The organism is Nocardia miyunensis NBRC 108239 (genome assembly GCF_001613065.1).
GTDB classification, from domain to species: domain Bacteria; phylum Actinomycetota; class Actinomycetes; order Mycobacteriales; family Mycobacteriaceae; genus Nocardia; species Nocardia miyunensis.
Window position 1 is genome coordinate 1 of record NZ_BDBQ01000073.1, and the last position, 26920, is coordinate 26920.

Below are 26920 nucleotides of genomic sequence, written 5' to 3' on the forward strand. Positions count from 1 at the left end.
TAGAAACAGCTGCACATCGTTTTGTATCCCCTTGGGCGGTTTCTTTCTCTGCTGTCTGTTCGAGCCAGTACACCAGGAGAATTTCGTTGAACGATCGTTCGTCGGTCCCGCCGTTCGCGAGAATCAAGAGGGCAGCGCGGGCGGCCCTCAGGCGTCAGCCGACGCACATCCACACTCTCATCTGCCCCTCCTGCAAACGCCTCATACACGAAACCTTCATCGCCGCTTAGCCTTGATCCACCGACGGGTCTTTGGTGTGGTCCGTGCGCCTGCGGCGCGCGGACCATGGGGGTTTCGGGCGTGAGGTAGTCGCTGGTCTGCCCAGCTTTTCCACTGTTGTTCCTGGTCGTAGGGACTGTTTGCGTGTGTTCAGCAGGTCGAGAGTGTGGCGGTGGTGGCGTGCCATAACCGCTGCCAGGCAGCGACCCAGGGCCAGTGAGCGGGCAAGTGCAGCACGGGTTTTCGCTGCGGTCGTGTGAAACGAGCGGGAACGGCGATGATCTTGCGGCACAGTGTGGCACCGCGGGCTTTGCCCAGTCGCGGGTCGGCGAGCGTGCCGGCGGCGCGCAGCAGGTTGTGCGCGATCGCTGCACACAGCACCCAGGCGGAATTCGCGCCGAACCGTCCCGAGGGCATGTGCGCCAGCGGGCCATCGATCAAGTCCGCGAACACGGTCTCGATGACAGCGTGGCGGCGGTGGGTGATATCCGCGTCGACAGTCGGCTCGGCCGAGTCGGTGAAGAACGGGTGATACCGCCAGACCGGGAACAACTCGTCCTGGCGGGCGGCATCGCGGACGCGGCGCACGATCAACCGGGCGGTGATGCGGTCGGGCTTGGAAGCGAAAGCGGTATACGGGATTTCGGCGACCTCCGCGTCGGAAATCCACTCGCCGGTATCCGGATCCCGGACCGCGCCCGGATATCTCACCGGTGTCCACGCATCATCGCCGATCGCTGCGATCGCCCGCTGCACGGCACTGTTTTTCGTCAACACCAGCGAGAACCGGACATCCGCGCGGCGGCAGGCACCGACGACCGCGCGGATGCCATAGGCCGAATCGCCACGGACCAGAACCTCACCGGTGACCCCGGCTGCCCGCGCGGTCGCGACAGCTTGGGCGACCATCCGTCCGGCGCCCTTTCCCGAGCCGGTCTTCCCGGCCCGCAGGCGCATCCCCGCGATCACCGGCGCGGCGAGATCAGTGCTGATCGTGGCTGCCAGCGGTGAAAGTCCCTTGCGGAGAATGCGTTTGCCCGCGATCTTGGTGTGTCCATAGGAGGCGCCCTGCTTGGCATACCCATACACCGGGCGCAGCAGCGAGTCGATATCCACGAACGCCCGCACCCCGGCGCCCGGCAGCAACTCCACCCGCCGACACAGCTGGGCCAGATGCGCGCGCAGCACCGCCTCGAGCTGGCGAGCGTGGCCGAAAGTGAACTCCCGCAACAACGTTCCGATCGTCGAGGGCGCATACACGCGATCGAACAATGTCTTCATCCCGCCGCTGCGCAGCACGCCGACATCGTCGATGCTGTCCGCACCCGAACACATCCCCGCGATCAATGTGGCCAGCTTCGGCGCCGGATTCGCCGACCCCGACTTGATCCGTGAACCAGTAATCACCACCTTCTCCGACAGCGCCTCGACCAGCCCTGTTTGCTCGGCCAGCCGCATCACCGGCACCAGCCCGGCCAGCGACACGAGATTCTCATCGTCGAACACCGCCGACTCCGCGGCGAACCTGTGCGAAACTTGCACCCGAAGTGCCTTTCTGAACTGCACGATTGTTGCCTAGACAACAGCAATCATCGCAGCTCGAAGGGCACTTTTTCATTCAAACCCCACCAACGGACGCAAGCCCGTCGGTGAATCCAGGCTTAGTGAATCCCCCGGTGAGTCCGGAGACCTTCTGATGTGACAGCTCAACATTTTGCTCGGCTGAGTTCTGAGCGTAGTGGGCGGCCTCCATCTCCGCGGGCGTGATGTCCCCGCAGTACTGGTAGAGGCGCCACGACGATGCCGCGCCGCGAGCCGGCGACACGATCCCCGAATCCGAGCCGTCCGCCCATGCCCAGGCGGCGTCAGCAGCCCCGCCAGTGAATCGAACCTGCGACCGACTCGCCCCGCCTGCCGACCGCTGCTGGAAGCTTCCGAAAGCATAGTCCCTGAGCTGGTTGGCGGTCAGGGCGCTCGACGGACTTACTGTCGAATCAGCACAGCTACGGAGCGCCGCGCCGGTGGCGCAGCATTCCGCCGAAGTCGCTGACCAGCTGATCCATGGTGTGCAGGATCGGGCAGCGAGGATTCGGGTCAAGTCGGCTTGTTCGGACTCGGTGCGTATGTCGGCGCGGCAGATGATCCAGCCAGTGACCTGGCGCGACTTGGGCGCAGTGACGGGTGTTGCGGCGCACCGTCTTCTCGTCGAGGTTGAGCGCCCTGCAGATCGCTGTATTCCCTATTCCCTTGTCCCACAACGTATGTACCTCGGATCAAGATCAGCTCACCCGGATCATGATCGATCATTTCCCGCCAGTCTCCCAAAACATCGGCGCGCCACCAACTTTGTGCCATAGCCCGGGAGCTCCGGACGGGTGGACCCGACGAGTCCGGTAATCAGACGACTTCACCAAGTGCCGACACATCACCGCCGCGTGCCTCGCCCGGGCACTTCCGGACTCGGTTGAGGACGCCACGAAGCAATTGCCCAGGTGCTCAATCGAAGGGTCGCGGAAGGTGGCATAGAAAGCTGTTGTGGGGCAGTGATTTAAAGACAGAGAGGACAAGCAGGAAAATGGCGACCATCGAGCCATATCGCACCACAGTATGCACGAAGTCCTGCGGACTGGACATCGCGGCATGCCGCAAGCAAGGGCATACGAAGTATCGGGTGCGGTATCGCAAGCCGGACGGTAGGCAAACCGACAAGCGCGGGTTCAAGCGCAAAGAGGACGCGAAGACGTTCTCGAACACCGTCGAGGTCGACAAGCTGACCGGCAACTACATCGCACCATCGCTCGGCCGGATAACATTCGGCCAGCTGGGGACAGATTGGCTCGACGGACAGGTATTCGACAAGAAATCGTGGGAGACGCGCGTCGAGAGCATCTGGCGCGTGCACGTCGAGCCCTTCTGGGGTGCACGCAAGGTGGCATCGATCGATCGGACAGAGGTTCAGGCGTGGGTCGCGGGTATCGACCGGGCCGCATCCACAGTCGGCGACATCCACTCGGTGTTCGCGTCGATCTTGGACAATGCCGTGACACAGAAGCGGATTCCAACGAATCCTGCTCGGGGGGTGAAGCTTCCGAAGCGTCAGGGCCTCGATCACAACTACCTCACGCATATGCAAGTAGCCCAGCTTGCCGCAGAGTCCAAGCACCCGGAGATCGTGATGTTCTTGGCCTACAGCGGGTGCCGATGGGGCGAGATGGCGGCCCTGCGCCCGAAGGATGCCGATCTCGACCGCGGACGCATCACGATCACCCGGTCGGCCTCCAAAGTGAACTCACGAAGCGTGATCGGCACCCCGAAGACCTGGGAGATTCGGACCGTCGTCATACCGGCCGAAATCGCCGATCTCCTGCGACCGGTCGTCCAAGCGCAGCGTGATCCGAACGGCCTCCTGTGGGCGCGCCCCGATGGAGAGCCGATGCGTCCTCCGACCACTACTCACTGGCTCGGCGGTGCTGTGCGGCGATGCATCAACGCATCCTCGCAATGCGATCAGGACGGCACACCGAACGGCCCGGCAACGTTCCCGCGGGTGACTGCGCATCAACTCAGACACACTGCGGCGTCGTTGATGATCGCCAGCGGCGCGCACGTGAAGACGGTCCAGAGACAGTTGGGACACAGATCAGCCGAGATGACCCTCAACCGGTACGGACACCTGTTCGACAGTGACCTCGATGACGTAGCTGCCAGGATGGGCGCAGCGATGCGTACCGCCACCGGACGTGGTCAAAATGTGGGCACCGAACCACCGCAGGCATAAAAAGGACCCCTCACCTGCAGCGCAAACAAGCAGCTCACTGGAGCTGCCGGGAACCCGGCCTTGTTGCGCGAATCCGCAGGTAGAAGCATAATTCCGAATCGATCCGGTCAAGAAAAAGAAAACCCGCAGGCCGTTGACCTGCGGGTTTCCATAACGTGGAGCTGCCGGGAATCGAACCCGGGTCCTCCGCCGCTTCTCCAGGGCTTCTCCGTGTGCAGTTCGCTGTGTCTCTGCTTGGATCTCTCGGTCTTGCGAACGAGCCGAGATGACGATCCCAGTCGCTGTTGGTTGTCCCGTCCTACTCCGCGACCGAGCAGGACGGTGAGCCTTCTAGCTGATGCCAGGGGCCGGGCCGAAGGCGAACCCGGGCTGACAGACACGCTCTACTGCTTAGGCAGCGAGAGCGTAGTCGCGCTGATTGGAATCGGCGCTTATAGGGTTGCAGCGACGCTTACGGTGGTCTCTTGCCTGCACCGACACGCTTCCCCTGAATCGACGTACGCAGTCGAAACCGTTCAGCCCCGTACTTCAATCCAGTTGCCCGGCTGGTGACCGGGCTGTTCATAGTAACACCTTGCGCACACAGGCCATTCCCGACCACACCGGCGGGTCGGCGGTCGCGACCGGCGTCGGCGGCAGTCCCCCGTGCCAACCGCCTCGGCACACATGTCGCCGTGGAGACGAACCGCTCCCGGCGCACCGGTCACACCCAGCACACCAGCCATTCCCAGAACTCTGGACACCCCAGGCAGACCTGTCACTTCAGAGCACCCTGGCCACCAGTCACCGCAACCTGGCAGCCCCCGCCACTCCCCGCATCACCGCCACCGAACACGTCCACGCGACTACATACCGCGAGTCAGAGTCGCGATCCGCAGCCTCCAGCGCGGGCACACCTCAGAAATTACGATAACCGTACTATATGATTCTCGTACATCTGAGCGTACGATCGGTCGCATGAACGCAGACAGATACCGTCGGATGACCAACACCATCAACAGGCTCATCACCGGATTGCAGCGTGTGGGCATCGCCTTCGGGCCGATGCAGTTGCTGACCGTGACAGGGCGGCGCAGTGGACGATTGCTCACCTTTCCGATCGCGGTGAACGAGCTTGACGGAGGGCGATACATCTTCCAGGCGTTCCCGAAAGCCGCCTGGGTCGCCAATGTGCGCGCGGCCGAGACCGTCACCCTGACCCGTGGACGCAGGTCCACCACTGCCCGCCTGGTCGAGCTGCCGGTGGATCAGCGCGGTCCGGTCCTGCGCAATCTGGTTGCCGCCAGTCCGGCGAGTGTCGGATCGCGCTTCGTCACCACGGGACTGGCCGACGAGGCGACGCCGGAGGGGGTCGCTGCGGCCGCGGACCGCATCGCGGTATTCCGGGTCGAACCGGCCTGATTCGATTCGCCCCGGCCGGATCGGTGCACTGCCGGGTGCTCCGGTGCGGCCCCGACCGGATCGATGCGGGCAGCCCGGTTCGACCCGGCCCGATTCGTGCACTGCTGGGTGCTCCGGTGCGATCCCGGCCGGATCGGTGCACTCCGGGGGCGGATCGGCGCGACGCCACCGACGCACGCCGCGATATCGTATGAGTTTCATACGATCCGACGTGAGGACAGCAGATGGGCGAGCGAAGCTTCGGCGAACCCTCGTTCGAGGGTGTCGCGGAACCGAGTACCGGCGAGGCACGGGGATGAGCTCGGATGCCGACCGGACCGCGACGCGACAACACCGTCAGCTCACCGTCGCGGTTCGGGATGCTTTGCGCGACTTGAATATTCAGCTGTCGCTGCTCAATCGTCGCTTCGGCAACCGGGTCGAGCTCCGCGACATCGATTGGACCTGCCTGGATCTGATCAACCGGCACGGCCCGCTGTCCCCCACCGCGCTCGGCCGCCTGGCCGGGGTGCACCCGGCCACCCTGACCGGAATCCTGGACCGCCTACAGAAGGCGGGCTGGATCGTGCGCGAGCGCGACCCCGAATCGGCCGACCGCCGGGCGGTCACCCTGCGCCCGGTGCGCGACCGCAATCCTGTTCTGTTCCAGCTCTTCTCGGGAATGACCCAGCGCATGGACGAGGTCTGCGCCGAGTACACCGACGCCGAACTCGAGGTCATCGCCGACTTCCTGCGCCGCGCCGGCGCCGCCGGTCACGAGTCCGCGGAGGAATTGGGGCACTAGCCGCACGGCCGGACAAGCGATTCAGGCCGTGGCGATCAGCGCGACGGACCCCAGCGCCATCGCCATACCGATCTTCTGCAACGGTCCGGCGCGTTCACCGAGCAGGACCATGGCCAACAGGACCGTTGCCGCCGGGTAGAGCGAGCCGATCACGCTGATCAGGGACAGCAAGCCGGAGTGGAAGGCGTACTGCATGGCCACATTCGCCGCCACATCCAGAACGCTGACGTAGCACGCCAGCCGCAACGGCTCGCCGCGCGGCGCCCGGAACTGACCGGTGACCAGCGCCGCCACCCAGACGACCACGGTCGCCGCGACGCGCGCGTACAGCACCGGCCATACGCCCGACGCGGGCGTGGTCTCGTGCAGGCAGACGAAGGCGAGCCCGAACGCCACACCCGAGCCGATCGTCAGCAGTGCGACGCGACGATCGAAACGCAGTTTCCGGCCGCCGGTTATCTCCTCGGTGACGTCATCGGGCGATTCCTTGCTGACCAGCACCACCGCGATCAGCGCACAAGCGATCCCGACGTAGGCCGGCGGACTCGACCGCTCCCCGGTCACCATCCCGACCAGCACCGGAATACCGGCGACCAGCACCGCCGTCAGCGGTGAGACCACCGCCATCGGCCCACTGGCCAGTGCCGCGTAGAACCACCACACCGCCAGCCCGCTCGCCACCCCCGAGGCCACCCCCCACAGCGTCGAGGCCGTGTCGGAATGCCCGCCGACCAGCGGCGCGACGATCAGCAGAATCACCACGGAGAGCGGATAGGACACGATCACCACACGCAGCGCGGCAACCCGCCGAGACGCCACCCCACCCGCGAAATCGCTCACGCCGTACCCGACCGCCGCCAGCAGCGCCAGCAGAACTCCGATCAACGCATGCCCTTCACACGCCGCCCGAGCTCCCGAGTCACCTCCCGCTCGACCGTGCGGCGCGCCAGATCCTGGCGCTTGTCGTAGTCCTGCTTGCCCTTGGCCAACGCGAGTTCCACCTTGACCTTGCCGTCGGAGAAGTACATCGACAGCGGAACCAGCGTCTGGCTGCTCTCCTTGATCTTGCCGAAGAGCTTGTCGATCTCCCGGCGGTGCATCAGCAGTTTTCGGGTGCGGCGCGGCGAATGATTGGTCCACGTACCGTGCCCGTACTCGGGGATGTGCAGGCCCCGCAGCCACACCTCACCGTCGTCGATGGTGGCGTACGCGTCCACCAGCGACGCCTTACCCTCGCGCAGGCTCTTGACCTCGGTACCGACCAGCGCGACCCCGGCCTCGTAGGTGTCGAGGATCGCGTAGTTGTGCCGCGCTCGCCGATTGGTGGCGATAACCTTGCGCCCCTGCTCCTTCATGTACACCCTTCTAACACATCCGCCCTGGTGAGCGGCAATCGATTAATGCCCGCCCCACCGCGCGGTCACCTCGCCCGACCAGCTTACGGACCCGCGCGAACCACACCCACTGATCAACAACTCGTCGGCCCGAAAACGTCCGGGATACGAACATCACGTTGTCGGCGCAGAGCGCGAGGCCCGTGATCGAGTTACCCGCGATCCTGGCAGCCGCTCGAGGAAGCCGTCGCCGACGAAGGTACCGGTCGGAGAGGTCGTCACCCGCGAATGCGCTCGCTCGGGCGTGTGCGGCAACGACCTCAACGGACGACGGAACCCTCAGCAGACCAATACTTTTCGCGATACCGGCACAGTTCGAAGACTCGTTCCACCAGCGGGTAGTCGCGGCATTGACCGGTCCGCGAACCCCAGATCGCCGATCCGGTCGGGAATCAGGACGCGATCAACACGCCGGCCAGGGCGATCGTCGCCACCCAGACGGTAGAGGCGACGGCCAGGACCAGCGGGCGAGCGCCGACCTTCGCGATGGTGGATGCGCGGACTCCGCAGCCCAGGGCGAACATCGCGGCGGTCAGCAGGACGCTCTGCACGGTTTTGGCATCGTCCAGGATCACGCCGGGAAGCAGTCCGGACGAGCGGAGCAGAACGCAGACGACAAACGCGACGACGAACAGCGGGACGAGCGGCGGACGTTTCACCTCGACGTCCGCACCGAGCCGATTACGTTGGCGCACACTGAGAATCAGCATGACCGGTGCCAGCATCAGCACGCGCGCGAGCTTCACCACCACCGCCGCGCCCAGTGCCGCACCACCGATCGCGCTGCTGGCCGCGACGACCTGAGCGACCTCGTGAATCGAACCGCCCGCCCAGAGACCGGCAGTTCTGCCGGACAGGCCGAACGCGTGCGACAGCAGCGGTATGGCCGGAATCATCAGGGTGCCGAACAGGATGACCAGCGCGACCGCGGCGACCACCTCCTGCTCACCGGCATCGATGACGCCGTCGACGGCGGCGACCGCGGCGGCCCCGCAGATGGAGAATCCGCACGCGATGAGCACTCGCTGCGTCCAGCTCAGGCCGAGAAGTTTTCCGGCGAACATCGTTCCGGCGATGCCCAGGAAAACGATCGCGATCACGACGACGATCATGCCCCAGCCGAGATCGACGATATTCCTGAGCATGAGCTGAAGGCCGAGAAGTGCCACACCGACTCGGAGAAGTCGCTTGGCGGAGAACTGCAATCCGGGTTGAATGTGTTCGGGAATTCGCACTGCGTTCGTCAGTATCGCCCCGAGCACGATCGCAATGAGCAACGGACTGATGGTCGGCAGGAAATAATTCACCGTCACCGCGATCGCCGTGGCGAGGACGCACAGCGTCACCCCGGGAAGCAACGCGGCGATCATACGCGAACGGTGTGCTCGCGTAACGTCCCCGACCGCTCTTGCCTGTTCACCATTCACGCGAGTGCTCATGAATTCACAGTGGAGCATTACCGGTGGATCCGGAAGACCAATTTTTTACATGAGGCCATATCAGATGGACATACCCCCGGGCCGGGCTATATCGTCGACGCATGTCGAGGCGGTTCCCTGATTTCAGTGCGCTGGAGCTGCTGGTAGGCGTAGACGATTACGGGAGCCTGAGCGCCGCGGGCCGCAAGCTGGGGATTCCCCAGCCCAATGCGAGCCGAGTCGTCAAGCGGCTGGAGCGGCAGTTCGGTGTGCCCCTGGTCGAGCGCAAGCCCAGCGGATCGTCACTCACAGCGCAGGGGACCGTCGTCGCGCACTGGGCGCGCATCGTTCTGGCCGACGCCGATAAACTTCTCGACGTCGCGGAGGGACTGCGTATCGGACATTCCCCGGAACTCACCGTGGGCGCGAGTATGACGGTCGCCGAACATCTGCTGCCGCGCTGGCTCGGCCGACTTCGCGGATTGCATCCGGAGATAACCGTTCATCTCCAGGTCTACAATTCTTCCCGGGTATTCGAGCGAGTGATCAGCGGTGAATGCGGAGTCGGCTTCGTGGAGTCGCCGACGGTTCCAGCCGAACTGCACAGTATCGCGGTAGCCCGGGACAGACTAATCGTCGTCGTGCATCCGGAACATCCGTGGGCTCGAACCGGAAAACCGATTCCGATCGCCGAATTGGCCGCGACGCCGCTGGTGGTTCGAGAACCCGGTTCGGGTATGCGGAATACGCTGGACACGGCGCTACAAGAATACGACCGGGCAGAGCCGCTATTGGAATTGGGCAGTGCCGCCGCTATTCGCACCAGCGTATTGGAGGGCGTCGGGCCCGCGGTTCTGAGCACCTTGGCCGTCGGCGATCACGTGAGTTCCGGCGCCCTGCGAACCGTCGAGGTCGAGGGCTTGGACATGTCCAGACTGCTCAGAGCGGTGTGGCGCTCGCCGCGCCGCCTGGAGGGCCCCGCGGGCGAACTCGTTCAGCTGGCGTGCGGCGGGGCCCGGGACGGCGGGGATCCGGAATCGGAGTCCGACCGATAACCGACTCGGGACCGTCCGCCACCGGCGTCCCTGCTTTACTCTGGGGGACATACATGCGAACAATTCGGGACACCGAAAGGCGGGCATGAAGCCACTGGCGCGGTACGCGGCCTTGAACGATTACGTGGCTCTCGGGCAGTCCCTGGGCCTGGATCCCGCCCGGCTGCTCCGCGAGGCAGGGCTCGATCCCGCGAGTCTGAGCATGCAGGATCGGTGGGTGCCAGCCTCGGCCGTCACCGAGTTGCTGGAACACTCCGCCGCCGAATCCGGCCGCGAGGATTTCGGGCTGCTGCTCGCCGAACGGCGACGCCTGTCCAATCTCGGCCCGCTCGGCCTCGTCATCCGCGAGGAGCCCGATGTGCGCAGCGCACTCGAACTGATGGTCCGCCACCAGCATGCCTACAACGAAGCGCTGTACATCCGGCTCACCGAACGCAACGGCATCGCCAGCGTCCGCCTGCGTCTGGACACCGGCGAACGCCGCAGCACCCGCCAGGCCACCGAACTGGCGATCGGTGCGACGCACGGCATCCTGCGCGGATTTCTGGGAGCGAACTGGCAGCCCGCCGAAACCACCTTCACCCATCCCGCGCCGCGCGATCGCACCACCCATCGACGACTGTTCGGCCCGCAGGTGAAATTCGATCACGAGTTCACCGGAATGACCTTGTACACAACGGATCTCGACACCCCGAACCCGATGTCGGATCCGCTGCTGCGTCCCTATGCCCAACAGTTACTCGACTCGGTGAGCACGACGGCGGAGACGGCGGTTCGCGATCGGGTGCAGGAACTCGTGGAACTGCTGCTGCCGACCGGGCGTTGCTCCGCCGATCAGGTCGCCCGCAGCCTGGGCGTCGACCGCCGTACCGTGCACCGCCGCCTGGCCGACGAGGGGTGCACCTATTCGGAGATTCTCGACACCACCCGCATCGATCTGGCGCGCCGGGCGGTGGGGAATCCGGGACGCTCGTTCACCGAGATCGCCGGAATGCTGGGCTTCTCCAGCCCCGCCGGCTTCACCCGCTGGTTTCGCGGTCAGTACGGGTGCAGCCCGACCCAGTGGCGCCGGGATGCATCGAAAGACGCTGCCCACGAAGGGAATAGGTAGTCGGCCGAATTCACCTCGGCCACCCCGCCCCGCTCAGGCGTGGTGGGTGAAACCGACCTGCCCCGGCTTCCGGTTCGGCGCGAAACCGATCTTCGCCAACGTCTCGTCGGCATCGCGGTAGCGCTCGTCGAGCCGGTAGATCTGACGCGCTTCCTTACCGGTCGCCACCTCGCGGCCAAGTTCTCCGGCGATGCGGACGAGCTGCTCGATCTGCCGCACCGAGGTCATCTTCTCGCCCTTGCGGCCCCACAGCGTGTCCTCGTTACCGCAGCGGGTGTGCAGTCCCATGGCGATGGCCATGGTGTTGACCGGGAGGCAACTGCGCATGAGCGTCTCGAGCGTCAGCACGGCGCCATCGGGAACACGGCGGATGAACTCCATCATGTTGTACGGATTCGGGCCGTCGAAGCCGCCGCCGATGCCGACCCAGGTGACCATCATCGGACCGGTGTACCCGCCGCGCCGGATCAGCCGCTCCACGGTCTCCAGCTGCGGAATGCTGGAGAGCTGGAAGTGCGGCTGAATCCCGTTGGCCTGCAACCGCATCAGATGCTCCTCAACCCAACCGGGCCCCGCCGGGACGTACATTTCGCGATACGCCTCGTACACCTCCGGCCGGGTGAACGACGTACCGGCGATATCGTCGTCGGTCATCAATTCCACGATGTTCATCTGGCTGGTATTGATGGCGATGGTGACCTGATCCGGCTTCGGGTCCAATTCCGCGAGCATGTGACGGGTGTCGTCGGACAGCCATTTCGCATCGGCGCCCGCGCCCTCCGGCGCGAACGAGATGGACCCGCCGACCTGCAGGATCATCTCCGGAACAGCCTCGCGCAGGCGACTCAGCAGCTCGTTGAACTGCGACAGCCGCTTCGACCCCTTGCCGTCCAGCTCGCGCACGTGGATGTGCAGGACGGTAGCGCCGGCCTCGTAGCAGTCGACGGCCTGCTGGACGTGCTCGTCCATCGTCAGCGGCAGGTCGTCGCGGAAATCGCCGGGTTCCCATTCCGGGCCGTAGGGCGCGACGGTGATGACCAGCTTCTCCTGGTTCTCGGGGAACAGGGCGTCGTCGTGAAAGAACATGATGCTACTCCTTGCGAAATCTGTTGTGGTGAAATAAATTTCAGAACGGCTTGTCGCCGATGATGCCCGCTCGCTCCATCTTGCGAACAGCGGGGAAGTAGTCCTGGACCGCGTAGTGCTGAGTGCAGCGGTTGTCCCAGATGGCGAAGCTGTTCTCGGTCCACCGCCAGCGGACCTGATATTCGGGAATGCTCGCCTGCCGGATGAGATAGTTCAGCAGTTCGGACGCGCCGGGCGAGTAGTCGATGCCGAAGCGCACGTTCTCCGGGGTGTGGTAGTTGACGAAGTGCGTGGTGAAAGCGTTGACGAACAGCACTTTCTCACCGGTTTCGGGATGCGTGCGCACCACGGGATGTTCCGCGTCGGGGAATTGTTCGTGCAGCCGGAGGCGTTCCTCGGTCGAGCGCATCGCACCGAAACTGGCCTCCATGGAGTGGCGCGCCCGCAACCCTTCGATCCGCGATCGCACCCGGTCGGGCAGACGCCGGTACGCCTCGGCCATATTCACCCAGATGGTGTCGCCGCCGACCGCGGGCGTCCGCACGCAGCGCAGGACGCATCCCATCAGGGGCGCCTCCCGGAAGGTGGCATCGCAGTGGAAGGAGTTCTCGTAGTGTTCGGGTGCGCTGTCGAGATCCTTGTAGATGCGAACGAGGCCGGGGTACTCGGGATCGCTGCCCAGCACCGGATGATCCTCCAGCGGACCGAAACGTTTTGCGAGAGCGACATGTTCGGCTCGGCTGATGTTCTGGTCGCGGAAGAACAGCACCTTGTACTCGAGCAGCGCAGCTCGCAGCGCGGCGAACAGTGCGTCGTCGCGGGCTACCTCGCCGAGATCCAGATCGAACAGTTCCGCGCCGATGGTACAGGTCAGCGGCTGTATGCCGAACGGCGCAGATCTGGTCGAAATATCTTCGGGGGCAATGCTTGTCATGAGAATCCCTCCTGGTCAACGGTGAGTACCGACGAGCCGATGCTCGTTCCCTTCGCCAGATCGCGATGTGCGGCAACAGCATCCGCGAGTTCATAGCGTTGATGGATGCCGATGCGGATACGCCCCTGCGCCACGTGGGAGAACAGTTCATCGGCGAGTTCGGCGCGTTCGGCGGGATCGGCGATGTAATCGGCCAGGGCCGGACGGGTGACGAACACCGACCCTTCGACCGCCAACCGCATGGCATCGATCGGCGGGATGGGGCCGGACGAGGTTCCGAAACACACCAGAAGTCCGCGGCGCGCCAGCGAATTCAGCGATGATTCGAAGGTGGTGCGGCCGATGCTGTCGTAGACCACCCGCACGCCGACGCCATCGGTCAGCTCGCGAACACGTTGTGCGATATCCTCTTCGGTGTACACGATGACGTGATCACAGCCGTGGGCGCGGGCGATCTCGGCCTTGTGGGCGTTGGACACCGTCCCGATCACGGTGATACCCAACAGTTTTGCCCACTGGATGAAGATCAGGCCCACCCCACCGGCCGCGGCGTGCAGCAGCACGGTGTCACCGGATCGCAGTGGGTGGATGCGGCGCAGCAGGTATGCCGTCGTCAGCCCGCGCATGGTCATCGCCGCGGCGGTGTCGAACGCAACCTCGCGCGGGAGCCGGATCAGATGTTCGGCAGCCATCACCCGCTCGGTGCTGTAGGCCCCCAGCGGGCTGCCGGTGTAGGTGACCCGATCACCCGCGGCGAAGTCGGTCACACCGGGTCCGACGGCCTCGATCACGCCCGCCGCTTCCACGCCCATCCCGGCGGGCAGCGGCACCGGGTACAGCCCGGTCCGGAAATAGATGTCCGCGAAGTTCAGGCCCACGGCCAGGTGCCGAATCCGCACCTCGCCCGGGCCCGGCTCACCGACCTCGACGCGCTCCCATCGGAGCACCTCGGGCGCACCGGTCTCGTAGAAGCGAAAAGCTTGTGCCACAGCGTATCTCCTCGTTCGCCGAGTGGGGGCGCTCGCGCCCGCACGGCCGATGTCACCCGGCGCGCCCGCCCATCGGGCGGGTAGCGAATCTCGGTCCGCCGACCGCGTTGCCCGATGCGATCAACGGTAGAGGTCCGAACGAGGATTTTCTTACCTTTCCGGGACGCAGTTCTTTTCATATCGGGACAGCAGGTGCGTCACAACGGGCAGCCTTCATTCGCGCGCCCTGTCGGATCAGTTCGCGGACCCTGTCGGGTCAGCGAATCGGGAACAGCGCGCCCAGGTCGGCAATGGCGATTAACCGAGGCAGGCTGGACGAACTCGCCCATTCGATTCATTGATCGTCAGCCGATTTCATCCCTGGCTGCGTAAATTCCCCCGAAATCATCGAGTCCGCAATCAGGCTCCGGCTTGAATCGGCTGAATATGAGCGGCGGCAGCCCCGGACGCTTTGTCCGCATTGTCGACCGGATTACCGACGCTCCACGGCACCGAGATCTGCGTGGTTTCGTTCGGCGGGGTGACCGATACCTTCGTCGGAGTCCACAACGTCGTCTTCTCGCCCGGCGGCACGCTGCCCGAGGGGTCGATGTAGGAGATGACGCTGTGCGCGCTGGCCCCCGGTACGAGTGTCACCGGCGACGGGTCGCCGACCCGCGGAAGCGAGTAGGTCGACCCCGGTCCGACCAGATCGACGCCCGGGAAGCCGGACAGCACGCAGGCGTGCGCCGAGCGATTGGTGAAGATGAGCGGCAGATTGTAGTGCGTACCGGCGGCTCCGAGCTCGCCCTGAACGTTCACGGGAACCTCTTCCTGCGAGCCGAGCCGGGCCGAGAGCTCAGCGGTGTGGCAGGGCGCGGACGCATTCGACTCGTGCGCGGCCGACGCCGCGGGGGACGCGGCCTGCTGGGCGGTCGACATCTGCGGCGTCGTCCCCGGCACCGCCGAATCGTTCCCCTGACATGCCGAGACCGACAGCGCGAGCCCCGCCACGGCCACAACGATCCCCACCGAATTTCCGAATTTCACGCCACTCCCATAGATATTCGAACGAGGTTGCGCCAACCCCACGTAATTCCTGAATCCGTCGCAAACCTTACCGCCTCACCATCGAATCCACGGTGCAACGACCTGTTCGGACGGGAATTACTATATGCGCGACTTTTCACAGCCCCGATCTGTAAACGGTTTGTACCCGGCACGCGATATAGGCCGTCCAGCTGTGAGAAATATCGTGCCCGGAAGGTTCGCTCGGATACCGATTCCCGAAGATTCGCCGGCCGCGGCGAGACCGATCAGCCGGGATGGACCTCGAGATACAGGACCAGCAGCGCGATCCACACGATCAGCAGAACGATCGTAGACACTCGGGGGCGACCCGAGCGGCGGTAGGTGTGCGGCCGCAACCAGCCGGTGTCGACGATTCCTTCGATGGCCCGCGCGCGAACATCGCCGGGCTCGGGTGCATCTGATTGGTCCCGATCGGAACCACTCGATTGGGAGTCGCCGCCATCGGACTGATGGCTGTGGTGGTCCATGCCGGAACGCTATCCGGGCGCGCCCGCACGCGTGCGGAATTCGTGCGAATCGGAATGGGTTCGTGTGGTGACCGCGGGCGCGGGTCGGCTCATGCCGGGCGTATCTCCAGGTAGAGGGCCAGCACCGCGATCCAGACCGACATGAGTACCAGGGTGGACACCCGGGGCCGACCGAGTTGCTGCCGACGCGGCCACAGCCGGTGGTAGCGGGAGTGCCCGGGAGCGTCCGAATGCGACTCGGCATCGGGCCCTGTCACCGAGAGGGTCGGCCCCTCGGCGGGGCCTGCGCCACCACCTGTCACATCATCGTTACCGAGCGTCATATCAGAACGTTACCCACATTCCTGGTCGTGATAAACGGATGGTCCGTGCCACATTCAGTACGCATCGTCCGGCGGGGGCTCGAAATCCCAGTCCGGGGGCGGTTCGTGATCCCAGCCCGACGCCTCCGAAACCTGCTCCCGGGGCGGTTCCGGCCGGTCCGCGGCCCGGGTGCGCGACGACGCGGGAGCCGTGCGTGCGGTCGAACCGCCACGGGGACGCGCCGGGGCGGGAGTCTGGCTCGCCGCCGCGGGTGCGGATTCACCCGACTCCGGCTCCCCCGCGACCGTCTCCAGCACACCCTCGCCGTATTTGGCGAGCTTGTTCTCCCCGATGCCGCTGATCTCGCCGAGCTGAGCCAGACTCGCCGGTCGGCGGGCGGCGATCTCGCGCAACGTCGCGTCGTGGAATACCACGTACGCCGGAACGCCCTGTTCCTTGGCGGTGGCCCCGCGCCAGGCCCGCAGGCGCTCGAACAGACCGGCATCGGCCGGAGCCAGATCGGCGGCGGCGAGACGAGATGCCTTGGCGCGCGGCGCTTTCGCCGGCTTGACCCGCTCGGGTTCCCGCCGCAGCGCGACCTGACGGCCCTTGAACAGCACCTCCTCGCTGGCCTCGGTGAGCACGAGAACGCCGTAGTCACCGTGCACGGCCAGCAGGCCCTGCGCCAGCAGCTGGCGGATCACCCCGCGCCATTCGACATCGCGCAACTCCGCGCCGACTCCGAAGACCTTGAGCTCATTGTGCTTGTGCTGCAACACCTTCGGATTGGATTTGCCGACCAGGATATCCACGATGTGCCCGGCCCCGAAGCTCTGCCCGCGCTCGCGCTTGAGGCGCAGCACCGCGGACAGGGCCTTCTGCGCGGGCACCGTGCCGTCCCAGGATTCGGGCGGATTCAGGCAGGTGTCGCAGTTGCCGCAAGGCTCGCCGCTTTGACCGAAATAGGCCAGCAGCTGGGTGCGGCGGCACTGCACCGTCTCGCACAGCGCGAGCATCGCGTCCAGATGGAGGTTCAGCTGGCGGCGGTGTGCGGCATCGCCCTCGGAGGAGTCGATCATCTTGCGCTGCTGGACGACGTCATTGAGGCCGTACACCATCCACGCGGTGGACGGCAGTCCGTCGCGACCGGCGCGGCCGGTCTCCTGGTAGTAGCCCTCCACCGATTTGGGCAGGTCGAGATGGGCGACGAAGCGCACATCGGGTTTGTCGATACCCATCCCGAACGCGATGGTCGCCACCACGACCAACCCGTCCTCCCGCAGGAAACGCGACTGGTTGGCCGCGCGGGTGCGGGCGTCGAGCCCGGCGTGATACGGCACCGCCTCGATGCCGTTGCGGGTGAGGAATTCGGCGGTCTTCTCCACCGAATTGCGCGATAGGCAGTAGACGATGCCCGCGTCACCGGCGTGCTCGGAGCTGATGAAGCTGAGCAACTGCTGGTCGGCCCGGTTCTTCGGCTCGATCCGGTACTGGATGTTGGGGCGGTCGAAACCCGCGACGAAATGTTTCGCACCGGTCAGATCCAGGCGCTCGGCGATCTCGCGGCGGGTGGCCTCGGTGGCGGTGGCGGTCAGCGCGATACGCGGCACATCGGGCCAACGCTCGTGCAGCACCGACAGCGCCAGGTAGTCGGGCCGGAAATCGTGGCCCCACTGCGATACGCAGTGCGCCTCGTCGATCGCGAACACCGACACCTCGGCTCGGTCCAGCAGTTGCAGCGTGGATTCCAGGCGGAGCCGCTCGGGGGCGAGATAGAGCACGTCGAGGTCACCGGCGAGGAACTGCTGTTCCATCGTGCGGCGCTCGTCGGGGTACTGGGTGGAATTCAGGAAGCCCGCGCGCACGCCGAGGGCATTGAGCGCGTCGACCTGATCCTGCATGAGCGCGATGAGCGGTGAGATCACCACACCGACACCGGTACGCACCAGGGCCGGAATCTGATAGCACAGCGATTTACCGCCACCGGTCGGCATCAGCACCAGCGCATCGCCGCCCTCGATGACCTGCGTGACGATGTCGTGCTGTAGCCCGCGGAAACTGTCGTACCCGAATACGCGCCGCAGAACCTGTTGCGCCGCATCGGGTTCGGCCCCCGCGCCGGATTGATCGATCAGCGAATCGGCCACCGTCTCGAGCGTCTCCTGCGAACTCACCCCCGACATCCTACGGATCCGCGCCGCACGCGCGAGCACTCTCCCACAGCCGCACCCGCTCCATACCCAACGCACCCGCTCCGAAGGCCCGAGCGGGTGCGTGAGAGTGCAAGGGGTGCGGCGCTATTCGCGCACGTAGTACCGCAACGTGCCGTACGCGGTCGCCGCGGCGAATACGATGCCGACGGGAACGATCGTCATCGCGACCAGCATGACGTCGTCACCGGTGATGCGCGGGAACACCTTCGATTCGAACAGTGAACCCAGTGCCTGATCGATCACCAGCGGCCGCGCCACGAGCAACCCGACCACCGCCAGCGCCGAGCCGACGATCGCCGCGGCCACCGCCTCGAGCAGGAACGGCAACTGCGTATACCAGCGGCTCGCGCCGACCAGTCGCATGATGCCGACCTCCTCCCGCCGGGTGAACGCCGCGATCTGCACCATGTTCGCGATCAGCAGCACCGCCGCGAACGCCTGCAGCACCGCCAGGCCGAACGCCGCGTTGCGCAGACCGTCGAACAGGCTGACCAGGCGGTCGACCACATCCTTGTCGTTGCGCACGAACTTCACACCGGGCCGGGCCTGGAATTTCTGCAGGATGCTCGGATACGCGCCGGCGTCGGTCATCTTCACGCGCATAGAGGCCGGAAGCGGCGACTGTGCGACGTAGGCGGCCAGCTCCGGCTGATCCTTGAACGTCTTCTCCTTCGCCTCGCGGATCGCGTCCGCGCGGTTGAGGTACTGCACCGACACCACACCCGAGGTGTCCTTCAGATCCGCCAGCAACGTCTTGCAGGGATCCTTCGAGCAGTCCACGTCGGTGGCGGACACGGCGTCATCCAGGTACAGCCGCACCTCGAGCCGGTCCAGGAAGTACTGCTCGGTCTTGTCGGCCATCTTCACCGCGAGCAGACCGCCGCCGAGCATGGTCAGCGAGACCGCGGTGGTCAGGATCATCGCGATGGTCATGGTGACGTTGCGGCGCAGGCCGTTGAGGACCTCGCTGAGTAGGAAGGCTCCGCGCATCTACCGGCCCACCCCGTACACGCCGGTCGCCTCGTCGCGGACCAGGCGACCGCGATCGAGCTCGACCACGCGCCGGCGCATCGCGTCGACGATGTGGTTGTCGTGGGTCGCCATCAGCACCGTGGTGCCGACGCGGTTGATCCGTTCGAGCAGGGTCATGATGTCCTGACTGGTATCTGGGTCGAGGTTGCCGGTGGGCTCGTCGGCCAGCAGCACCAGCGGCCGGTTCACGAACGCCCGCGCGATCGCGACGCGCTGCTGCTCGCCGCCGGACAACTCGCTGGGCAGCCGGTCGGCCTTACCGGACAGACCCACCAGATCCAGCGCCTCCGGCACCGCGCGATTGATGAACTTGCGGTTCTTGCCGATCACCTCGAGCGCGAAGGCCACGTTCTGCTCGACGGTCTTCTGCTGGAGCAGCCGGAAGTCCTGGAATACGCAGCCGATCCGTTGCCGCAGCTTGGGCACCTTGCGCCCGGCCAGCCGGTCCACCCGGAAGTCCGCGACGTGGATCTCCCCCTCGGTGGGGCGCTCCTCCTTGAGCAGCAGCCGCATGAACGTCGACTTACCCGATCCGGACGGCCCGATGATGAACAGGAACTCGCCCTTTTCCACCTCGACCGAAACATTGTCCAACGCGGGACGCGTCGAGGTTTTGTATGACTTGGTGACGTTCCGCAGGGTGATCACGAGGTGTCAGTGTAGCCAGCAATGCAAGTCCACTCTCGGCACACACCCGGTAATTGCCCCGTGGCGCATTCGGGTCACCTGGCCTGCGTGGATGAAATCATCGATTTCTGAATAGTATTGGCAATTGGTGAGAACCCGCTGTGATCCGGCGTAGCGGGCTTGACGAATACGTACAAAACGAACGTGGCGAACCAGACGGCGATCAGGGCCGCGGTGGATTTACGCAGTTTCACTCATGCCCTCCCGGCGCAGGGCCGCGGCCACCCGTACTCTGAGCTCGCGGCCGACTTCGAACTGTTTCCCCGGCAGCGTCCGGGCAACCATACGGATGTTCATCTGGTCGACGGTGAGATCCTCGAGTCCCATCACCGTGGGCTCGTCCAGCAGCAGCGATTTCAGTCTCCGGTCGGCGAACGCCTTCGAGCCGACGTCGTGCAGGATCTCGTTGACCCTGGTGATGTCGGAGGTCACCGGAACCGGCACGTCGATCGCGGCGCGCGCCCAATCCTTCGACAGATTGGTCACTTTCACGATCTGACCGTTCGGGACGATGATCACCTCGCCGTCCGGATTGCGCAATGTGGTGATACGCAAGGTGATGTCCTCGACGGTCCCTTCCGCGGGGACGGTCTGACCGGTGACCGCGATGCTCACCACATCGCCGAATCCGTACTGCCGCTCGGTGATCAGGAAGAATCCGGCCAGCAGGTCCTGCACGATGCGTTGCGCACCGAAACCCAGCCCGGCGCCGATGACCGCGGCCGGAGCCGCCAGTCCGCTGATCGGAAAGTCCAAGCGCTCCAACACTTGCAGCGCCACCAGGAAATACATGATGGACAGCAGGACCCAGGTGACGACCTGCGCCAGCGCGTGCCGATGTTTGGCGGCCTCCGAGCGGACCAGCGAATCACTGCCCACGAAGCCCGCATCGATCCGCCGGATGATCCGATCCCGGACGAACTGGGCGAAGCGGCCGAACAGCACCGCCCCGATCACGTAGAGCACGATCTCCAGACCGCCCGAGCGCGCCCAGGCGCCCACTCCGGCGATCGATGTCCCAGCGGCGAGACTCGCGGTCATCCCCTCACCTCTGCCGGCCCGAGACCGCTCCCGCCAGAATCTGCCATGCTGCCACCGAAACACACGCCCAACAGGTTACTACGCCACTCCCGCCGACCGAAACGTCGTGATTGTGCCGTGATTGGCGCGAAAGCGAGCAAACCGCGGATTACTCCTCCGCGCCCTGACGCATCCGCCAGCGGATTCCCTCTTCGATGAAGCCGTCGATCTCACCGTCGAGTACTGCTGTCGGATTGTTCACCTCGTAATTGGTGCGCAGATCCTTGACCATCTGATAAGGGTGCAGCACATACGAGCGCATCTGGTTCCCCCAGGACGCGCCCTCGGTGGTCTTGAGCGCGTCCATCTGGGCGCGCTCCTCCTGACGCTTGCGCTCGAGCAGCTTGGCCTGCAGCACGCGCATCGCCGAAATCTTGTTCTGCAACTGCGACTTCTCGTTCTGACACGTGACCACGATGCCGGTCGGGATATGCGTGATGCGGACCGCGGAGTCGGTGGTGTTGACGCTCTGTCCGCCGGGGCCCGAGGAGCGGTAGACATCGACGCGGATGTCGCCCTCGGGAATGTCGATGTGGTCGGTGGTCTCCACGACGGGCAGCACCTCGACCTCGGCGAAGGAGGTCTGGCGGCGGCCCTGGTTGTCGAACGGGCTGATCCGCACGAGCCGGTGCGTGCCCATCTCCACCGACAGCGTGCCGTAGGCGTACGGCGTCTTGACCGCGAAGGTGGCGCTCTTGATCCCGGCCTCTTCCGCGTAGGAGGTGTCGTATATCTCTACGCCGTACTTGTGCCGCTCGGCCCACCGCACGTACATCCGCATCAGCATCTGCGCCCAGTCCGCGGCATCGACGCCGCCCGCTCCGGAACGGATGTTGACCAGCGCCTCGCGCTTGTCGTACTCACCCGACAGCAGCGTGCGCACCTCCATCGCCTCCACGTCGGCGTGCAGGGCGGCGCGTTCGGCGTCGGCGTCGGCGAGGGCCTCGACGGCCGAAGCGCCCTCCTCGGCCTCTGCGAGTTCGTACAGCACCGGCAGATCGTCCAGGCGCTGGCGCAGATCGCTGACGCGGCGCAACTCGCCCTGGGCGTGCGAGAGTTCGCTGGTGACCTGCTGCGCGTGCTCCTGGTCGTTCCACAGGTCCGGATCGGCGGCCTGGTGTTCGAGTTCATCGATGCGACGACGCAGCTCGTCGATGTCGAGCACCGACTCGACCGTCTTGAGAGTCGTGTCGAGTTCGGCGAGATCAGCGGTGACGTCGGGATGCACGATTTCCCAATCTACCGTCCGTGCTCGGCACGATGAAATACGACGTCGGCGGCGCTGTCCGGGACGCGGTACGCGCGGTGCGCGGCGATCGGATCCACCACGCCGCACGTGTGCCGGATCAGCCGCGCGGACAACGCATTCCGATTGCCGGGACGGTCCCGGTGAGTGAGATCGAATCGCGTGCGGCGCTTGTAACCTCGCAGGGTGGAGGGCGGAATCGCCGTCGACGAGGAGGTTGTATGAGAGCGATGGGCACAGCCGCACAGGTATCCGGCACCGGTGGGGCGAGTTCGCTCGCGCCGCGCACGACGGAGCCGAGCGCCAGCGAGGTGGAGTCGTGAGTGTTCTCGCGGTCACCGGCAGCGCGTCGGGTATCGGCGCGGCGGTCGTCGCGCATCTGGAGAAGGCCGGACATCGCGTGATCGGGGTGGATCTGCACGACGCCGACGTCACCGCGGATCTGTCCACCGCCGAGGGACGCGCGCACGCGATCGCCGAGATCACCCGGCTCAGTGCGGGCGCCCTCGACGGTTTCCTGCCCTTCGCCGGGGTCGCCGCCGCCACCGGACGGCCCGCCGATCTGGTCGTCTCGGTCAATTACTTCGGAGCGATCACCGTCCTCGAGGGCGTGCTGCCGCTGCTGCGCAACTCCGACTCGGCCTCGGTCGTGCTGGTGTCCTCCAATTCCACCACGACACAACCGAATTGGCCGGTCGACCTGGCCGAGGCGTGTCTGGCCGGAGACGAGGAACGCGCCCGCGAGATCGCGAACTCCTTCGGCGAGTGGGGGGCGATCCAGTCCTATCCGGCCACCAAGGCCGCCCTGGCCTGGTATGCGCGGACCCGGTCGGCGGAGCTGATCAAGGACGGCATCCGGATCAACGCCATCGCACCCGGCATCATCGACACCCCGATGACGCAGGAGGGCGCCACCGATCCGCTGACCGGCGAGGGCATGAAGGGTTTCCTGGGCGCGACCCCGATCGGCCGGGCCGGGCGGCCGGAGGAGATCGCCGAACTGGCCGGATTCCTGGTCTCGGATCGGGCCTCGTTCTTCGTCGGCTCGGTGATCTTCTGTGACGGCGGCATCGACGCGGCGTTCCGCGGTAAGGACTGGCCGGCGGTGTGGAGCTTCGAGCAGTCCTGATCGCCCCCGGTAGCCTGAGGCCGTGACCGACCACACCGCCGATCTGGATCTCGCCCTGCATCTCGCCGAAGAGGCCGACGCGATCACCCGCGCCCGCTTCGGGGCGCTGGACCTGAGGGTCGACAGCAAGCCCGATCTGACGCCGGTCTCCGACGCCGACCTGGCCGTGGAGAAGGCGTTGCGGGCGACGCTGGGCCGGTACTGCCCGCAGGACGCGGTGCTGGGCGAGGAGTTCGGCGGCAACGCCGAATTCTCCGGCCGCCAGTGGGTGATCGACCCGATCGACGGCACGAAGAATTTCGTGCGCGGCGTTCCGGTGTGGGCGACGCTGATCGCGTTGCTGCAGGACGGCGTCCCGGTGGTGGGCGTCGTCAGCGCGCCCGCCCTGTTCCGGCGCTGGTGGGCGGCCACCGGCTCCGGTGCTTGGACGAGCGTCAATTTCGGTGAGCCACAAGCGATCTCGGTGTCCAGGGTCGCCGAACTCGGCTCGGCCAGCCTAGCCATCTCGAGCCTGTCCGGCTGGCGCGATCTGGGCTTGCGCGATCACCTCGTCGGGCTCACCGACGAGGTCTGGCGCACTCGCGGCTACGGCGATTTCTACAGCTACTGCCTGCTCGCCGAGGGCGCGGTCGACATCGCCACCGAACCCGAGGTCTCGCTGTGGGATCTGGCCCCGCTGGACGTGCTGGTCCGCGAGGCGGGCGGCACGTTCACCGCGTTGAACGGCGCTCCCGGCCCGCACGGCGGCAGCGCCGTGGCGACCAACGGCCTGCTGCACGACCGAGTGCTCGAGCGCCTGGAAAAGTGAGCGATCGCCCGACCGGTTCAGTCGTCCCAGGGGGTCCACTGTTCGGTCGAGATGTCGAATCCGAACGGGGCACCGATCCGGATCGTCTCCCCGAAATCCCAGGATCGAATTTCTTTGTACATGCCGGATCTGCGCTCGGGCATGCCGTACAACGTGGCCTTGGCGGCGCGTGGGTCGCGGTCGATCAGCAGGTAGTACGGGATTCCCGAATGCGCGTAGCCGCTCCATTTCGTGCCCGCTGGGCGCCGACCGGCCTTCGGCTCCCGGTCATTGACGGCCGTGGAAATCGACGTCACCTCGACCACCAGGTCCACCTGATGCGGCAACAGGTGTTTGGCCTCGCTCGCCCGCGCCTCACGCAGGATCGGCTCCTCGAGCAGGATCAGGTCCGGAATGTAACCGTCGCCGATATCGAACATGTTCAGATCGGTTGTCTGCACCGAGCGCCAGATGAATGCCGGATCGGCGAGTTCCGCCGCGAATACCCCGCGCTCGACATCCCGCACGATCCCGTTGTGACCAACGGTCGGACCAGGTGACACAACGATCTCCCCACCGATAATTTCGACCCGGGTGCCATCCTTCGGCAGATGCAGATAGTCGACCAGCTCATCGCGAACCCACATCAAGTAGGCAGAGTCCGGCAGAACATAGTGAGCAATCGCCTCGACGCCCATGTCCTGTACCCCTCTCGCAACAGCCGGACCCGCACGAAGCTTACCGTCCCCCACGACAAGCCACCCCGGCCCGGCATGCGCGACCGACAACAGCATGCCCCCTTTTCGCGCACTCACCGCGTGCTGGACCTGCTGGCCGAGCTCAAACCCGGGCGAACCCTGCCGGTGAACGTCGAGTACTACGCAACCGATCCCGTAGTCCGGCGCGATCGGAGGCCGCGGATCTCCGATCACAACCTGCCCGATCGCTCGCCTGTGAGTTGCTCCAAGGTGCCTGCGGCGTCACCGTGGCCGCTGACACACCGGGGCCCGCCGATCGCAGGACCGAACTGTCCGAAACCCTCCGGCCGGATCCCGCCCACGGCGATCCGGCCGGAATGCGACGGCGGGCCGGCCGTGATCACCCCGGGTTCCGGCCGGTCGGAAGGTTCAGTGCGGCCGCTCGGCAGGCATGAAACCCCGCAGGGGAATCAGCCGCGCAATGGGCCCGGACCGGGGTGTTGTGGTCGAGATCGCGGTGAATGTGCTCCCGGTTGGCCTGGTTCTTACTCTGGAGTAAGATAGACTTACTCACAAGTAAGAAGCTGGGACCACCCGATCACCCCCACCACCCCGAAAAGACTGGTGATTATGAGCACTCGAGACACCGCAACGAAGCGACGTCCGGATTCCGCCGTCGGGCTGAACCCGGTCAAGCGTGACTGGATGGGCGCGGCCATGCGGGTCATGACGACCATCACGGGCTCGGAACTGGCCGAGAAGTACAACTTGCGCAAGCCCATCGAGCGGATGACCTACGAGGGCACCAAGACCGGATTCCGCACCCTGGGCGCGGCCACCCGCGCCTTCGGCAAGGTCGCCGGTGGCGGCAAGCCGAAGCGCCTGCCCGCCAACGAATCCCGGCACAAGGACTACTTCGACCTCACCCCGTCCGATGAACAGCAGATGATCGTCGAGACGGTGCGCGACTTCGCCGGGGAGATCCTGCGCCCGGCCGCCCCCGACGCCGACGCCGCCACCAAGGCGCCGCAGGATCTGCTCGAGCGCGCAGCCGAGCTGGGCATCACGCTGATCAATGTGCCCGAGGAGCTCGAGGGTGCGGCCACCGAACGCGGTGCGGTCACCAATTCCCTTGTGGCCGAGGCGCTCGCGCACGGCGATATGGGCCTGGCGCTGCCGATCCTGGCCCCTTCGGGTGTCGCGGTCGCCCTGTCCCAGTGGGGCACCGACGCGCAGCAGAAGACCTATCTGGGCGCGTTCACCGGCGAGAACGTGCCGCAGTCCTCGGTCGTGATCAGCGAGCCGCGGGCGTTGTTCGATCCGTTCGCGTTGTCCACCAAGGCCACTCGCTCGCCCAGCGGCTACCGGCTCAACGGCGTCAAGAGCCTCGTCCCGGCCGCCGGTGACGCGGAGCTGTTCATCGTCGGCGCCGAACTCGACGGCCGCCCAGCGCTTTTCGTTGTCGAGTCGAACACTCCCGGCGTGGTGATCGAGGCCGATCCGAGTATGGGTCTGCGCGCCGCGGGCCTGGGCCGGTTGATCCTGGACAACGTCCCGGTCGCCACCGACGCGCTGCTGGGTGACGGCGATGCCGCACAGCACGCCGAGGACTACGCCGACGCGGTGCGCCTGGCCCGGCTGGGCTGGGCCTCGCTGGCGGCCGGCACGAGTGGGGCCGTGCTCGACTACGTGAAGCCCTACGTGAAGGAGCGCGAGGCGTTCGGCGAGCCGATCGCGCATCGCCAGGCCGTGGCCTTCATGGTCGCCAATATCGCCATCGAACTGGACGGCATCCGGCTGATCACGCTGCGCGGCGCGTCTCGCGCGGAGCAGGGCCTTTCCTTCGCCCGCGAGGCGGCCCTGGCCAAGAAGCTCGCCACCGACAAGGGCATGCAGATCGGCCTGGACGGTGTGCAGCTGCTCGGCGGCCACGGGTACACCAAGGAGCACCCGGTCGAACGCTGGTACCGCGATCTGCGCGCCGTCGGCGTCGCCGAGGGCGTCGTATTGGTCTGACAAGACCCCGAAACCGAAGTCG

At 65.7% G+C, this 26920-nt stretch carries 25 protein-coding genes and 1 other RNA gene; 8 read left to right on the top strand and 18 right to left on the bottom strand.

Features of this window, described 5'->3' with window-relative positions; translation table 11 throughout:
• Positions 1–369: 369 nt before the first annotated feature.
• Positions 370–1761 (bottom strand): IS1380 family transposase, encoded by a 1392-nt coding sequence (locus NM2_RS29940; RefSeq protein ID WP_067675649.1) that lies wholly within the window; start codon positions 1759–1761, stop codon positions 370–372.
• A 1033-nt stretch (positions 1762–2794) separates the two neighbouring features.
• Here NM2_RS29940 and NM2_RS29950 point away from each other — a divergent pair.
• Positions 2795–3997, top strand: coding sequence for a tyrosine-type recombinase/integrase (locus NM2_RS29950; RefSeq protein ID WP_084531699.1), 1203 nt, complete (start codon positions 2795–2797; stop codon positions 3995–3997).
• 153 nt (positions 3998–4150) lie between these two features.
• Here the strand turns inward: NM2_RS29950 and ssrA are convergent.
• Positions 4151–4520: a transfer-messenger RNA gene (gene ssrA, locus NM2_RS29955) on the bottom strand.
• A 434-nt stretch (positions 4521–4954) separates the two neighbouring features.
• On the opposite strand from ssrA, the gene NM2_RS29960 reads away from it, so the two are divergent.
• Positions 4955–5398 (top strand): nitroreductase/quinone reductase family protein, encoded by a 444-nt coding sequence (locus NM2_RS29960; RefSeq protein ID WP_084531700.1) that lies wholly within the window; start codon positions 4955–4957, stop codon positions 5396–5398.
• 295 nt (positions 5399–5693) lie between these two features.
• Positions 5694–6182 carry a MarR family transcriptional regulator gene (locus NM2_RS29965; RefSeq protein ID WP_067675657.1) on the top strand — a complete coding sequence of 163 codons (489 nt, stop codon included), beginning with the start codon at positions 5694–5696 and terminating at the stop codon, positions 6180–6182.
• A gap of 21 nt (positions 6183–6203) precedes the next feature.
• Here the strand turns inward: NM2_RS29965 and NM2_RS29970 are convergent, their stop codons facing one another.
• The 3 genes from NM2_RS29970 to NM2_RS29980 all read right to left on the bottom strand — a co-directional run bounded on the left by NM2_RS29970 (position 6204) and on the right by NM2_RS29980 (position 8946).
• The gene (locus NM2_RS29970) at positions 6204–7067 is read right to left on the bottom strand and encodes a DMT family transporter (RefSeq protein WP_174575697.1); all 864 of its coding nucleotides are present in this window, start codon (positions 7065–7067) and stop codon (positions 6204–6206) included.
• On the bottom strand, positions 7064–7537 hold the full coding sequence (smpB, locus tag NM2_RS29975; protein ID WP_067675859.1) for an SsrA-binding protein SmpB: 474 nt from the start codon (positions 7535–7537) through the stop codon (positions 7064–7066). The genes NM2_RS29970 and smpB overlap by 4 nt, the downstream gene beginning before the upstream one ends.
• A 431-nt stretch (positions 7538–7968) precedes the next feature.
• A complete protein-coding gene (locus NM2_RS29980; protein WP_245718282.1) occupies positions 7969–8946 on the bottom strand; it encodes a YeiH family protein in 978 nt (325 codons plus the stop codon).
• Positions 8947–9116: 170 nt separating this feature from the next.
• On the opposite strand from NM2_RS29980, the gene NM2_RS29985 reads away from it, so the two are divergent.
• Both NM2_RS29985 and NM2_RS29990 read left to right on the top strand, forming a co-directional pair.
• Positions 9117–10049 carry a LysR family transcriptional regulator gene (locus NM2_RS29985; protein WP_067675660.1) on the top strand — a complete coding sequence of 311 codons (933 nt, stop codon included), beginning with the start codon at positions 9117–9119 and terminating at the stop codon, positions 10047–10049.
• Positions 10050–10134: 85 nt separating this feature from the next.
• Positions 10135–11160 carry an AraC family transcriptional regulator gene (locus tag NM2_RS29990; RefSeq protein ID WP_067675663.1) on the top strand — a complete coding sequence of 342 codons (1026 nt, stop codon included), beginning with the start codon at positions 10135–10137 and terminating at the stop codon, positions 11158–11160.
• 33 nt (positions 11161–11193) lie between these two features.
• Here the strand turns inward: NM2_RS29990 and NM2_RS29995 are convergent, their stop codons facing one another.
• The 12 genes from NM2_RS29995 to prfB form a co-directional block, all read right to left on the bottom strand.
• Positions 11194–12246 carry a beta-keto acid cleavage family enzyme gene (locus tag NM2_RS29995; RefSeq protein WP_067675666.1) on the bottom strand — a complete coding sequence of 351 codons (1053 nt, stop codon included), beginning with the start codon at positions 12244–12246 and terminating at the stop codon, positions 11194–11196.
• 40 nt (positions 12247–12286) lie between these two features.
• On the bottom strand, positions 12287–13180 hold the full coding sequence (locus tag NM2_RS30000; protein ID WP_067675671.1) for a TauD/TfdA dioxygenase family protein: 894 nt from the start codon (positions 13178–13180) through the stop codon (positions 12287–12289).
• Positions 13177–14169 carry a quinone oxidoreductase family protein gene (locus NM2_RS30005; protein ID WP_067675674.1) on the bottom strand — a complete coding sequence of 331 codons (993 nt, stop codon included), beginning with the start codon at positions 14167–14169 and terminating at the stop codon, positions 13177–13179. The genes NM2_RS30000 and NM2_RS30005 overlap by 4 nt, the downstream gene beginning before the upstream one ends.
• A 399-nt stretch (positions 14170–14568) precedes the next feature.
• Positions 14569–15180, bottom strand: a complete 612-nt coding sequence (locus NM2_RS30010; protein ID WP_169816257.1) for a DUF4232 domain-containing protein — start codon at positions 15178–15180, stop codon at positions 14569–14571.
• Positions 15181–15464: 284 nt separating this feature from the next.
• The gene (locus tag NM2_RS30015) at positions 15465–15707 is read right to left on the bottom strand and encodes a WLR motif membrane protein (protein ID WP_067675680.1); all 243 of its coding nucleotides are present in this window, start codon (positions 15705–15707) and stop codon (positions 15465–15467) included.
• Positions 15708–15796: 89 nt separating this feature from the next.
• Entirely contained in the window at positions 15797–16030 is a 234-nt protein-coding gene (locus tag NM2_RS30020; RefSeq protein ID WP_067675684.1) for a WLR motif membrane protein, read from the bottom strand.
• Positions 16031–16084: 54 nt separating this feature from the next.
• Entirely contained in the window at positions 16085–18184 is a 2100-nt protein-coding gene (recQ, locus tag NM2_RS30025) for a DNA helicase RecQ (protein ID WP_439956939.1), read from the bottom strand.
• A gap of 123 nt (positions 18185–18307) precedes the next feature.
• The gene (gene ftsX / locus NM2_RS30030; RefSeq protein ID WP_067675690.1) at positions 18308–19213 is read right to left on the bottom strand and encodes a permease-like cell division protein FtsX; all 906 of its coding nucleotides are present in this window, start codon (positions 19211–19213) and stop codon (positions 18308–18310) included.
• Positions 19214–19903 carry a cell division ATP-binding protein FtsE gene (gene ftsE, locus NM2_RS30035; RefSeq protein ID WP_067675693.1) on the bottom strand — a complete coding sequence of 230 codons (690 nt, stop codon included), beginning with the start codon at positions 19901–19903 and terminating at the stop codon, positions 19214–19216.
• A gap of 74 nt (positions 19904–19977) precedes the next feature.
• Positions 19978–20136: an Rv3103c transmembrane domain-containing protein gene (locus tag NM2_RS49450; protein ID WP_157121397.1), complete on the bottom strand. Its 159-nt coding sequence runs from the start codon at positions 20134–20136 to the stop codon at positions 19978–19980.
• Positions 20123–20983: a mechanosensitive ion channel family protein gene (locus NM2_RS30040; RefSeq protein WP_067675696.1), complete on the bottom strand. Its 861-nt coding sequence runs from the start codon at positions 20981–20983 to the stop codon at positions 20123–20125. The genes NM2_RS49450 and NM2_RS30040 overlap by 14 nt, the downstream gene beginning before the upstream one ends.
• A gap of 148 nt (positions 20984–21131) precedes the next feature.
• Positions 21132–22250 carry a peptide chain release factor 2 gene (gene prfB, locus NM2_RS30045; protein ID WP_067675700.1) on the bottom strand — a complete coding sequence of 373 codons (1119 nt, stop codon included), beginning with the start codon at positions 22248–22250 and terminating at the stop codon, positions 21132–21134.
• Positions 22251–22587: 337 nt separating this feature from the next.
• Here prfB and NM2_RS30050 point away from each other — a divergent pair, with 337 nt between their 5' ends.
• Positions 22588–23397, top strand: coding sequence for an SDR family oxidoreductase (locus tag NM2_RS30050; RefSeq protein WP_067675703.1), 810 nt, complete (start codon positions 22588–22590; stop codon positions 23395–23397).
• A gap of 22 nt (positions 23398–23419) precedes the next feature.
• On the top strand, positions 23420–24205 hold the full coding sequence (hisN, locus tag NM2_RS30055; RefSeq protein WP_067675707.1) for a histidinol-phosphatase: 786 nt from the start codon (positions 23420–23422) through the stop codon (positions 24203–24205).
• A 17-nt stretch (positions 24206–24222) separates the two neighbouring features.
• Here hisN and NM2_RS30060 read toward each other — a convergent pair whose 3' ends face one another.
• Entirely contained in the window at positions 24223–24831 is a 609-nt protein-coding gene (locus NM2_RS30060; RefSeq protein ID WP_067675866.1) for a Uma2 family endonuclease, read from the bottom strand.
• A 675-nt stretch (positions 24832–25506) separates the two neighbouring features.
• Between NM2_RS30060 and NM2_RS30065 the strand changes: the two genes are divergently transcribed.
• Positions 25507–26898, top strand: a complete 1392-nt coding sequence (locus tag NM2_RS30065; RefSeq protein ID WP_084531702.1) for an acyl-CoA dehydrogenase family protein — start codon at positions 25507–25509, stop codon at positions 26896–26898.
• Positions 26899–26920 lie beyond the last annotated feature (22 nt).